Below are 11,305 nucleotides of genomic sequence, written 5' to 3'. Positions count from 1 at the left end.
TTGTTTTTGATTTCGTGATGAAATGCTATTATGCTGGTGCTCTTGTAACCATTCAAGAAATCTAATGATATTTTCATATGTCAAATCGGATAACGTTACTTTATCAGCGTCAATGGATTCCTCTTCTGAATAGTATTGCAAAAGATTAATGAATGCATATCTATATGAATCAATTGTTTTAGCGCTACAGCCACGATCATTTACCATGTAATCAGTTAAGTACTTGTTCAAGAAGATGGCAAAGTCAGTCCTGTTCATAGATAGTCGCCACCTTTCCAAAAATATCATTTATACTTGCAGCCCATTTTTCTTCTATGTAGGGGTAAATGTTTACTGTAAGGCGTAAATACTTTTCAGTTGCATATATTGTTTTATGTCCAAGGTATGTTGACAGTACCGGTAATGCAACATAAAGATCAACGCCGTTGTCTACCATCTGCTTAAACGAACGTACTGCAAAAGTGTGTCGCCAGTCATGTATCCTTGGTCCGTTACCATCGCCAAAATATGGTATTTGGGCCTTATCCAAAAACTTTCTGTGAAGTTCATATATGACATCTCCGCAGAGTCGGTCACCATTTACATTTGTAAAAATATATTCATCATCTTCAAGGGAATAGAAGCATTTATCTGCGTATTGTGTTATTAAATCTAGCAATTCATCTGAAAGCACAATGTACCTAGCACAATCGTTTTTGGTTTCATATAGAGCTATTATTCCGTTTTCAAAATCTACATCCTTTTTCCTTATGCCAAGAGTTTCATTTATTCTTGTTCCACAACAGTAGAGAATCCGGAATAGTACAGGAAGCTGAATAAGATTCTTTTTATTCCCTTTATCAGGCTCATAAGTATCCACTGCCTGAAAGTACCTAAAAATCTCATCATCTGTATATATATGAGGCTTAAAGTCGCTTTGAATTGATTTGATATCATGAGGAATGTAGACATCATAACCCTTTCTGCTCAAATACAGCAGGAAATTTTTGGCAAAGTTAATGCGAGAATAATGAGTTGTTACAGCTTCCTCATCCCTTTTAACAGCCCAGGCAATTGCATCATTTTCGGTAAATCTTACATCCGTTATTCCTTGTGATACGCAAAACCTGTCAAACTGGGCCAAACGTTTTTCATATGAGAGTCTTTTGAAACCTGATGCTTCTTTATAAGCGATATAACAGTTCATCTCATCTGCAAATCCTGAGACATACGTATATTTCATGACTTTGTTGCCTCCTTTCTATAATAACGGGAAGAAAGTGTAGGCATACTCAAAGTACAAGTACGAAGGCGATCAATATCTACTTTTAAATATATTTTCGTAGTTTCAGTAGATTGATGTCCAAGAACTGTGCTAATAACCGGAAGAGAAACATTTCTCTTTAATAGATTTGAGGCCAGGCTATGTCTTAAAGAATGGGCTCCATGCTTTTTATCCTTCCATCCAGTTATAGCCGCTTTTTTCATATATCTTGTAACAATTGAATGAATAGTAGGGGATTTTAATGGCTTTCCATATTTTGATTGTTCTGATGAAAGGATAACCTCTGGCCGTTCAGATTTTGGTCTTCCATGCTGAAGATAATCTATAATAGCATTTCCTACCGAGGAAAGGAGCGGGTACTCTACTGGGACATCAGTTTTTTGCTGTTCGAATCGTATGATGTTTTTATCCCAATCTATCTGATCAAGCCTAAAGCCTGTTATATCAGCACTTCTCCAGCCATACTCAGCTGCAAGTAGCAATACAAGATAATCTCTTTTTCCTATAGCAGAAGATCTGTCCGGAGCATTTATTATTCTGCTGATTTCTTCTTCAGTATACGTCGTAGGAATGCTGCTATGCCGATTAAAACTGTCAGGAAGTATAAATGATGATAGATCCTTTATCGTATAATGCCTGCTATAAATATATCTAAAGAATTGACGAAGGGAATTGGCGTAATCATGCCTTGCGCCAACTGTTTCACAGTACTCCTTGAAATAGTTTTCTATTTCATCCATGCCTATCATTTCTAAATCGATATTTCGATATTTCATAAAAGCATTTAGTTTAGAAAGAACCCTTGTGTACTCAGAAATAGTAGAGTGTGTCCTATGTAGTTCATCTCGTGCATAAATAAGGAATTCCTGTATTAAATTTCCTGTTCTACCAGAAAAAGTGTATTCAACTCTTGGTGATCTGAATTCAAACTCGCCATCTTTCTGATATGAAACAAGCATACGAATGGCTCTTAAATGCGTTTTGTCTTTTAAACTCATCCCTTCTAAAAGCAGATGGGTTCCTATATGGTAATCACAATACTGATTAGCGATTCTTTCAGAAAAAACTGTTAAAGAGTTCTTTTCCATCCAGCATTTTAGTTCATCCCAGTGCGACTGAATCTTTTCTGCATAGTCAGGTTTGTACTGTCTGTCAATCAGTTCTGCACTACATAGTTTAATTAATTCACTGATATCTGTTACCATAGACAACGTTCTCCTTTCATAAATGTCTTTAGTAACAGTATCGGCATTATTATGTAAAGAAATCTACAAATAATTGCTTATACTACATGGGTTGTTATTATTTCTTTACATAAAAAATAACTTGTCATAACCTTTTTCGTTTGGAGCTGATGGATTGCAGTAGAATACTCTTGAGCGCAGCTCGCCATCAGAACTGTATTCGAGTGCTTCAGGATTAGAAAATTCTGTTCCGTTATCACATAAAAGGATAGGGAAGAGTTTCATGAAAAGCTTTTTTCCTAAAAGGTCATATATATCATTGAAGATGTCTATAACCGATTGTGAGTCATTTGCCGGTCTAAGAAAAGCAAGCTGGAACTTCTGTAGAACAAAGTGTATTGTCAGGAGAACGGCTCCGCCCTTAATGCCTTCAACTGAATCGAGTTCCACCACAGGAAGTTCCGGATGCTCCTCACGATATTTTAAGTAATCATCGTAGGTACGCCCCTTTCGGCATGCCTTATCAACTTTCAGTGGAACAGATTTGTTCTTTCTTACTCTGAAGCGGACTTTTCTTGGCATATCAACGTTCCTGCTATCAAAGAGTCCGTTGTCCACATATGTGTAAATGGTCTTTTCGCAGCGGAGTATCTTGTCAGGATTGTTAGTGAGGATGTGGTGTATTGACTGCCCATTCATAAGGAGGGGACTTACAACTGAATTGAGCTGCTTAAGTTCCTTCTCTGTGAGGTTGAAGCCGGATCTGGATTCGCTCCTTAAGTCTTCATACTCTTTCTGCGCATAGCGTGCATTATAAAGATGCTTCTCAAGGGTGCATGTGTTTCTCACGCTGCATCCGTTGCATACATATGGAGGCTTTGTATGAAGAGGACAGAGTTCCTTCTCATAATCCGGACATGCAGGTATGCATGATCCACAGCTTCTGCAGTTCTTTTTGTTTTTTCTGGTACACTCGTCACAGGCATCCCCATAGTGAGTGCAGTGTGTTCGGTTAGCGCAGTCATTGAAAGGCCGATAAGGAGCGCCCTTCTTTTCATATATGATATGTGCTCTGACTTCTTTTGAAATAGTGGTACAGTCTTTTCCTATCGCAGCTCCAATGGCTTTAAAGCTGAGAGAGTCATCCAAACCATGCTGGATTTCATAACGCTTGTCTAAATCAAGATGCTTGTTCTTATTAGTGGATTCCATAAGTTCCTCCTTAATGCCGGAGAGCATATGTGGATGAACCTATGGATGATATCAATAAGAATTAGTAAATTCCATACCCGAGTTTGGAATTAGTAAGTTCCATGTCGTGTGTTAAAGGGGTGGAATTTAGTTTTACAAGTTACTTAAAATTTGCTAATTTAATTTCTGATTTTTCGGTCAGGTTAGTGGTTGACAAAATTGAAATAATGAGCATATAATATATGACTGTGTGACGATAATCGCTGAAGTTATCCCGGTAAGTAACGAAGCGTGCATCTATATATAGCGAATGAATCAGGTGAAGGGTTCATCGCACCAGATATTCAACTGTTAACTGGTTATGGAGGTAATTAGAATGAACACATATATGCCTAATGCTTCTTCTGTTGAGAAGAAATGGTATGTTGTAGACGCAACAGATATGACTCTTGGTCGCCTTGCTTCTAATGTAGCAAATGTTCTTAGAGGAAAGAATAAGCCGATTTATACACCTAACATTGATACAGGTGATTATGTAATCGTTATCAATGCAGATAAGATTAAAGTTTCAGGTAAGAAAATGGATCAGAAGATGTATTGGCATCACACTGACTATGTTGGACACCACAAGGAGTTCACACTTCGTCAGATGATGGAAAATCATCCTGAGCGTGTAATCGAGCATGCTGTAAAGGGAATGCTTCCTAAGGGTTCTCTTGGAAGACAGATGTACACAAAGCTTCATGTATACGCTGGTCCTGAGCACGATCATGCAGCTCAGAAACCCGAAGTACTTACATTCTAATCTGAAAGGAGAATTGAAAAATGGCTAAATCAGCAAGTTTCTATGGCACAGGTAGAAGAAAGAAATCTATCGCCAGAGTTTATCTTACACCCGGTAAGGGCAATATCACTATCAATAAGAGAAGCATCGACGAGTATCTTGGTCTTGAGACACTTAAGGTTATCGTTCGTCAGCCCCTTGTACTGACAGATACACTTGATAAGTTCGATGTTAACGTAACAGTTCGCGGTGGCGGTACTACAGGTCAGGCTGGTGCTATCCGTCATGGTATCTCAAGAGCACTTCTTCAGGCTGATTCTGATGAGTACAGACCTGCTCTTAAGAAGGCTGGATACCTTACACGTGATCCTAGAATGAAGGAGAGAAAGAAGTACGGTCTCAAAAAGGCTCGTCGCGCTCCTCAGTTCTCAAAGAGATAATCGATCTGCTATTGCAGATTTCAAAAGACTCGGTACAATGTACCGGGTCTTTTTGTGTTGTGTTTTTATGCATTTTTTATTTAATTTTTATTAAAAAAATATTAAACGTAAAACAGCGCATTATTTAGCTGTATAATGCATATAGGTGGATATTTATTATTTTGAAAGGAGTGTCGCTATGTCAAGGACAACTGAAAACAAGAAGAATAAGGTCAGTTTTTTCAAATCTATTCCGGTTCAGATTTTGTTCTTTAACATTCTGATGCTGGTAGTATTTAATGTGGTCAGCTACGTTGTAAATGATGGTATATCATCAATGTCTGACAGCGCTCAGGGCATCATTGCAGGAGTGACTGGGCTGGTTCATAAAGAGGGAACAGTTAAGGAAGATCTGGCTAGGATTGACGGAACTATTCAGAGTGCGCTGGGACTTTGGACATATTACACAGATGCCGATAAAGAGCGAATCGGAAGTGAGCTTAAATCCTATGAGACCGAAGTGACCACTTTGATAAAAGAGATCGGCGATGAGCTTGCCATGTATGGTGATCCAAACGCAACGACGCAGCTTGATGCTTCGGCAAAAGCTCTTATTGGGAACGTCGATGAAGTGTTTAATATAATGATGACAACCGGAGATGGGCTTGCTGCATCTCAGATACTCACCGGAGATTATATGACCAACATGGAAGGCGTTAAGTCAGGCATGGCTACTCTCGATGCATCTATTGATTCTCTTCGGGAAAATGTTGTCGGATATATGGCACAGTCAAGAAGCAAGATAACAGTCATGAATGTGATTGGAATGGCAGTATTTATCGTATGTCTTCTCTTGAACTTATATGTATCATTCGTTCTGATTACAAAAGTTATCATTAAGATTTCCGATTCTGTTCAGGGAATCATAAACGATATAAACGATGGAAAAGGCGACCTGACAGCAAGAATAAATGTTAAGACAGGAAACGAGCTTGTATTTATCAGAGACGGTGTAAATGAGTTCATCGAAACACTCCAGGGTGTAATGAAGGATGTTAAGAACGGAACACTTATCCTTACAGATTCTGCAGATAAGATGACCTCACAGATCGCACTGGCTAACGACAATATCACAAATACATCCGCTGCTCTTGAGGAGCTCTCAGCAAGTATGGACAATGTATCAACTACAGCTTCTCAGATCAAGGAACAGCTTAATGATGTAAGAGATGCGGTTGAGAGCATCAATGAAGAGGTTGCTTCAGGAAAAGAGCGCGCAGGCGAGATCCAGAAGGAAGCAGATACCATCAAAAACGAGGCAATGCAGAAGAAAGAGAATACAGGTGCCAGAGTTGAGGCACTCAGTAAGACCCTTGATGAGTCAGTAAAAGAAAGTGAACAGGTTAATCAGATCGGCGAACTTACCAAGGTTATCCTTGATATTGCATCCCAGACAAACCTTCTTGCACTTAATGCCAGCATTGAGGCTGCCAGAGCAGGTGAAGCCGGCAAGGGCTTTGCGGTAGTTGCGCAGGAGATCAGTGCACTTGCCGATAACAGCAGACAGACAGCCGGAAATATTCAGACTATAAGTGAGAATGTGACAAAGGCTGTTCAGGAGCTTTCGAATAATGCCATCGAGGTTGTAGATTTTATCAACAATACTGTTATTGCCGATTATGAAGCCTTTGTTGAGACAGGAGAGAAATACGAGAGTACAGCAGAGATAATGAATGAAATTCTTGAAGGCTTTACTGAGAAGGCAGACTCTCTTGATAACACAATGCACAGCATGGCAGACTCAATTCTTACAATCACCGATTCCGTTGAAGAGTCCACACAGGCCATCAGCCTTTCAGCTTCCAACTCTACGGAGATTGTGGGAGAAATTCAAGAAATCGGAGAGGCCATGGATAATAACAATCAGGTTACGAACAAACTTAGCGACAGTACAAAGAAGTTTATAAACGTATAATACTATTTAATAGTTTTTTGTGAGGAGGAAAAGGCTAGGACAAGTCTCTTACAAAAGCTTAGAGAGAACCAGGCAATCGTAGATCAGAGGAAGGAAAAGCAAGGTCCGAATCTCAAAAGGAATAATCTCAGTCCGTAGAGATGAATACTATGGTAGCAGTAGGCAGGGGCGTGAAAACGCCCTTGTTTTAGTTGGGTAAAGGATATCCGAATCCGGCAATCATCCAGGGGATAATTGATTACCTGAAGCAATAATATGGACGAATTCCTAAAAATGAAAAAAACCTGACATATGAGATACGATAAAGTAGAATACCATGTTGTTGACGGAAGAATGCCCTGCGTGATCGCAGTGATACAGAAATGATCACGTGTATCGGAAAATGGTGAGATTATGAACAAGAAATATATACCAAGGAAAATGATCTCTCGAAGTCGGTTCAGAGACCTATATAAAGAATGGGACGAGGAGGACCGGGCTCTTTTGATAGATAATATGAATGTCCTTCTTTTCGAGAACTCTCAATATACAGATTCCAAGAACTACGGGTTTTTGTGTAATCTTCTTACATCCCTTGCTATCGTTCAAGTGCTTGAAAGTAAGGGCATGCCGAGAAAAGAGGCTGAACAGTATGCAGCCGATGCTATGTATAAGTTCATAGAACCGCAGATCAAGTCTATGAAAAAGCTGGCGAGCAATGGCTGGTTTGTGCGTTTTCTCAAGCTTACTATGCCAATGAAGTTTAGGAATACACTTGGATATGGATGGGATGTTGAGTTCCCGAAGTGCGGTAGGGATGAGTTTTCTATGATAACGCATAAGTGCATTTTCCATCAGATATTCGAAAAATATGGTATGCCTGAGATGACTGCGATATTCTGCAAGATTGATGATATTTTATACAGTGATCTGCCCCGTGCGGATTTTTTATATTCACAGCAGATAGGGAACGGCGGGACTATGTGCGATTATACGTTCAGAAGAAAATAACTTTCAGTATGGCATGCTTAAAACTGTCATAGACAGATTTCTTCTAAAGTGGCAGGACCTGGGAGGACACGATGTGCATCTTATTATTACCGGTCATGATGGAAAAAAAGGTTTGGAACTTGTAGAATTGGAGCTTAAGACGATTTTTGTCCATCTTGGAAATACTGTAAAGAAAACAATATGGGGAGAAAGCGTCTGGCAAAAGAAGTATATCCGATATAATGAATCGGTGGCAGAAGAGGATTATCTGAAAATCCAGTAAGTATGGATATTGGTAGATTGACATAACCCGAATTATTAAGTAACATCAGAACAGTTGAATTAAAAAGACGCCCATTGCTACCGAGTAGTGGGATAAACGTCATTCCTTTACCGTTAGGTCTTAGCAGGTAGGGGATTGGCGTATTTTATTATATGGAGGTTTTCTAATGAAATGGATCTATCTGTTTATTGCAGGAGCTCTTGAAATAACATGGGCGGTAACAATGAAAATGTCTAACGGATTTTCTGTGCTTATCCCATCAATTATTACCGGTGTGGGATATATAGCCAGTGCTGTGTTTTTGTCGATCGCACTTAGGCAGCTTCCTTTGGGAACAGCTTATGCTATGTGGACAGGCATGGGAATCGTGGGTACTACGCTGCTTGGGATTTTTCTTTTTAATGAGAAATTGTCAGTTCCACAGGTTATATGTGTTATTTTAATTGTAGTTGGAATTGCAGGATTAAAAATATTAGCAAAGGATTGAGGTGTACTATGTTTAGAAAGATGAGAAGATTTAAGCAACAGATTACAGATGAACAGTGCATTGAGGTGCTGAAAAATTCAAAGAGAGGAGTCCTGTCCCTGATTGGCGAGGATGGTTATCCGTATGGCTTACCGATTAACCAGTGGTATTGTGAAGAGGATGGGAAAATCTATTTTCATGGGGCTAAGGAAGGTCACAAGATTGATGCAATTAAGGCTTGTGATAAAGTCAGCTTTTGCACCTGGGATGAAGGCTATCGGAAAGACGACGATTGGGCTTTAAATATTAACAGCGTAATTGTATTTGGCTGAATCAAGCTGGTTGAGGATGAGGATACTGCAATAAAAATCTGTACCAATCTCACAAAAAAGTTCACGGATGATGAAGAGTATTTACAAAAGGAATTGAAAAATGCTCTGCCGAGAGTACAGTGCCTTGAACTCATTCCTGAGCATATGACAGGGAAGCTGGTTAATGAATCATAAATAATAGAGTGGAGTAATCATCAATGCTGATGTAAGGCGTGTAGACCATATGGTTTATACGTCTTTTTCTTTTGTCTGAAGGTACAACGTCATCGTACTTTTTCCTCCATAAGTCCAATCTTTGGCAATAGAAGCAAAGGCAACTTATAAAGTATTATTTTGATCGCAGTTATTCAAGTTGCCACCAGCCGCATACAGTAGCCCTGAGTTTTCTACCGTACGCAGCAGGTAAACAGCAACTCGCCTTAGGAATGCCTAAAACAAGGCATTTAAGGCAGTGAAAAAGTTCTCAAAGAGATGAGAATATCTGCTATGGCAGATTTCAGAAGACTCGGTACATTTGTACCGGGTCTTTTTTGTATCTATGCATTATTTATGGATTTTTAAGACTATCGCAAGACGGAAAGTTGTAAAATTTAAAGAGGTATATATAGCCTCGACGGAGCTAAGATAAGAAAAGAGGAGGCGATTCATGAAAAAGCGTTTATGCAATCAGCTCTGGATAGTTTCAGCATTGACCATATTGGGGAGTACTCTTTTGATTGCCTGTGGGGCACCATCCGGAAACGCTCTTAGTGAAATGGAGATTCCGTTATATTTTCACTCTGTTGATAATGAGGAAAGTATCAAACTCTGTTTTGCTGATGAAAGCAAAGAGGTTCCCTACTTTGACATTGATACTGCCGTCTCCCTCATAGAGAGAGTCAATGACGAGATTATCGAAGATAAAAACTATGCACTGACCACTTCGGCCCAGGGCTCAGTGGTAACAATTACCCGTGAAAACCAGTATCCTATGCAGATAGACTGCGATAAAGACACAATTAGTTTTTATGATTTTGATGCTTTTTTCGTTCCGTCCTGGACAAGCACGATTATAGATGTACTGCAGCCGGATAGTGCCTTTAAGGGCCTTATTCTCTCAGAGGAAAACTCCTATAGCCGCTTTGGTTCGGAGGTGGTTTTTGATCTTAAAAAATATGGTATAGACCTGATTGAAGAGAATGGTAAATGCTATATTCCCATGCAGACATTAAGTGATATCATGCTGTCTCTTCCGAGTTATGTATGCCTTCTTTACAATAACGAAGGAGTATTTGTCTATGAGTATGGTTCAGAACCCGGCAGGGAGCTTTTGAGAAAGTATTATGCAGCACAGCCCAAGGAGAGCAAAAGCGAGGGACTCGCAGACTATACATATAACGAATTATGTATGATGATGGATCATTTTTATGGTTTGAAAGAAAGCCATGGAATTGAGGATTTTGATGAATTCTTTACTGAAACAGCTCTTCGTGACGCATTAAGGAGTACTGATCCTGAGATGTCTGCAAGGGCGATGAGAGTTTTGATGGATCTTTACATTGATGACTTACATAGCGGGTATATGCTTAATTCGTGGCGGATTGGCATGGATGCGCAAATCGACGGGATGACCGGCAAGTCAATTCAAAACATGAGTGATTCGGCGATGAAGTATTATACCGCCAGAGAAAAGTATTATCCCGACGGGATTCCCGGATACGAGGAAGTCGGAAACACAGCATACATCACCTTTGATAGTTTCCAAGCAAAAGATAAGGATGCTGATTATTATAAGGACGCACCTACCGCTGATACACAGGATACTGTTGGCCTTCTTTTGTATTCATATTCACAGATTACGCGAAAGGGAAGCCCTGTCGAGAATGTAGTTATTGATTTAAGTATGAATTCCGGAGGAGACACCGTCACTGCAAGTTTTATGATAAGTCTGTTTCTGGGAGAAGGTTCAGTATGTATCCAGGATACACTGACAGGTGCTTATGCCAATGAATGTTTTCGTGCAGATGCCAATCTTGATGGTGTATACGACGAAAAGGACTCGCTCCTAAACTACAATCTGTACTGTATTACCTCATCTATCAGTTTTTCCTGCGGTAATCTGGTGCCAAGTGTATTAAAATCGTCGGGTCATGTTACTATTTTAGGACAACAAAGCGGAGGCGGCGCATGCACAGTAATCCCATTTTCAACAGCAGATGGAACTCTGCTTCAGATGTCCGGCAATCGCCGTCTGAGCTACATGAAAAACGGTTCTGTGTATGACATTGACCAGGGTGTAGAACCGGACTATGTGATACATCAGCCTGAGCACTTCTATGATAGAGAGGCCTTGACTGAGTATATAAATAATCTGTACTGAACGATAAGGACACCTATTTAATGCAAATTAAGGAGGAGAATTATTCATGGACGCAAAAACAATTATTATTTCAATTATT

At 39.7% G+C, this 11,305-nt stretch carries 12 protein-coding genes; 8 read left to right on the top strand and 4 right to left on the bottom strand.

Annotated features, from left to right (window positions below):
- The 4 genes from G622_RS0119225 to G622_RS23825 all read right to left on the bottom strand — a co-directional run.
- Positions 1-258 (bottom strand): site-specific integrase (locus tag G622_RS0119225; RefSeq protein WP_026512008.1); only part of this gene is annotated, 258 nt, incomplete at its 3' end.
- Positions 245-1,222 (bottom strand): tyrosine-type recombinase/integrase, encoded by a 978-nt coding sequence (locus G622_RS0119220; RefSeq protein WP_026510724.1) that lies wholly within the window; start codon positions 1,220-1,222, stop codon positions 245-247. The genes G622_RS0119220 and G622_RS0119225, both read right to left, overlap by 14 nt.
- Entirely contained in the window at positions 1,219-2,469 is a 1,251-nt protein-coding gene (locus tag G622_RS0119215) for a site-specific integrase (protein ID WP_026510725.1), read from the bottom strand. The genes G622_RS0119220 and G622_RS0119215 overlap by 4 nt, the downstream gene beginning before the upstream one ends.
- Before the next feature lie 105 nt (positions 2,470-2,574).
- Entirely contained in the window at positions 2,575-3,660 is a 1,086-nt protein-coding gene (locus tag G622_RS23825) for a helix-turn-helix domain-containing protein (RefSeq protein WP_049945801.1), read from the bottom strand.
- A gap of 355 nt (positions 3,661-4,015) precedes the next feature.
- Here G622_RS23825 and rplM point away from each other — a divergent pair, with 355 nt between their 5' ends.
- From rplM to G622_RS0119170, 8 genes are all read left to right on the top strand, one after another.
- Entirely contained in the window at positions 4,016-4,444 is a 429-nt protein-coding gene (rplM, locus tag G622_RS0119205) for a 50S ribosomal protein L13 (RefSeq protein ID WP_026512007.1), read from the top strand.
- Between the two features lie 20 nt (positions 4,445-4,464).
- The gene (gene rpsI / locus G622_RS0119200; RefSeq protein ID WP_026512006.1) at positions 4,465-4,863 is read left to right on the top strand and encodes a 30S ribosomal protein S9; all 399 of its coding nucleotides are present in this window, start codon (positions 4,465-4,467) and stop codon (positions 4,861-4,863) included.
- A gap of 178 nt (positions 4,864-5,041) precedes the next feature.
- Positions 5,042-6,817 (top strand): methyl-accepting chemotaxis protein, encoded by a 1,776-nt coding sequence (locus G622_RS0119195; protein ID WP_026512005.1) that lies wholly within the window; start codon positions 5,042-5,044, stop codon positions 6,815-6,817.
- Between the two features lie 393 nt (positions 6,818-7,210).
- Positions 7,211-7,807, top strand: a complete 597-nt coding sequence (locus G622_RS0119190; protein ID WP_081675411.1) for an L-2-amino-thiazoline-4-carboxylic acid hydrolase — start codon at positions 7,211-7,213, stop codon at positions 7,805-7,807.
- Positions 7,808-7,880: 73 nt separating this feature from the next.
- The gene (locus tag G622_RS0119185) at positions 7,881-8,069 is read left to right on the top strand and encodes a hypothetical protein (RefSeq protein ID WP_044914697.1); all 189 of its coding nucleotides are present in this window, start codon (positions 7,881-7,883) and stop codon (positions 8,067-8,069) included.
- A 166-nt stretch (positions 8,070-8,235) separates the two neighbouring features.
- A complete protein-coding gene (locus G622_RS0119180) occupies positions 8,236-8,556 on the top strand; it encodes a DMT family transporter (RefSeq protein WP_026512002.1) in 321 nt (106 codons plus the stop codon).
- An 8-nt stretch (positions 8,557-8,564) separates the two neighbouring features.
- A complete protein-coding gene (locus tag G622_RS26790) occupies positions 8,565-8,867 on the top strand; it encodes a pyridoxamine 5'-phosphate oxidase family protein (protein ID WP_304412765.1) in 303 nt (100 codons plus the stop codon).
- A gap of 646 nt (positions 8,868-9,513) precedes the next feature.
- Entirely contained in the window at positions 9,514-11,226 is a 1,713-nt protein-coding gene (locus G622_RS0119170; RefSeq protein WP_026512001.1) for a S41 family peptidase, read from the top strand.
- Positions 11,227-11,305: the final 79 nt, after the last annotated feature.

The organism is Butyrivibrio sp. LC3010 (assembly GCF_000424385.1).
Lineage (GTDB): Bacteria > Bacillota > Clostridia > Lachnospirales > Lachnospiraceae > Butyrivibrio.
This window is presented reverse-complemented; position numbering and strand designations above follow the sequence as displayed.

Excerpts from the sequence above, each read along its gene's own strand:
- G622_RS0119220 (WP_026510724.1), bottom strand. The coding sequence starts at position 1,222 with ATGAAATATACGTATGTCTCAGGATTTGCAGATGAGATGAACTGTTAT.
- G622_RS0119215 (WP_026510725.1), bottom strand. The coding sequence starts at position 2,469 with ATGGTAACAGATATCAGTGAATTAATTAAACTATGTAGTGCAGAACTG.
- G622_RS23825 (WP_049945801.1), bottom strand. The coding sequence starts at position 3,660 with ATGGAATCCACTAATAAGAACAAGCATCTTGATTTAGACAAGCGTTAT.
- rplM (WP_026512007.1), top strand. The coding sequence starts at position 4,016 with ATGAACACATATATGCCTAATGCTTCTTCTGTTGAGAAGAAATGGTAT.
- rpsI (WP_026512006.1), top strand. The coding sequence starts at position 4,465 with ATGGCTAAATCAGCAAGTTTCTATGGCACAGGTAGAAGAAAGAAATCT.
- G622_RS0119195 (WP_026512005.1), top strand. The coding sequence starts at position 5,042 with ATGTCAAGGACAACTGAAAACAAGAAGAATAAGGTCAGTTTTTTCAAA.
- G622_RS0119190 (WP_081675411.1), top strand. The coding sequence starts at position 7,211 with ATGAACAAGAAATATATACCAAGGAAAATGATCTCTCGAAGTCGGTTC.
- G622_RS0119180 (WP_026512002.1), top strand. The coding sequence starts at position 8,236 with ATGAAATGGATCTATCTGTTTATTGCAGGAGCTCTTGAAATAACATGG.
- G622_RS26790 (WP_304412765.1), top strand. The coding sequence starts at position 8,565 with ATGTTTAGAAAGATGAGAAGATTTAAGCAACAGATTACAGATGAACAG.
- G622_RS0119170 (WP_026512001.1), top strand. The coding sequence starts at position 9,514 with ATGAAAAAGCGTTTATGCAATCAGCTCTGGATAGTTTCAGCATTGACC.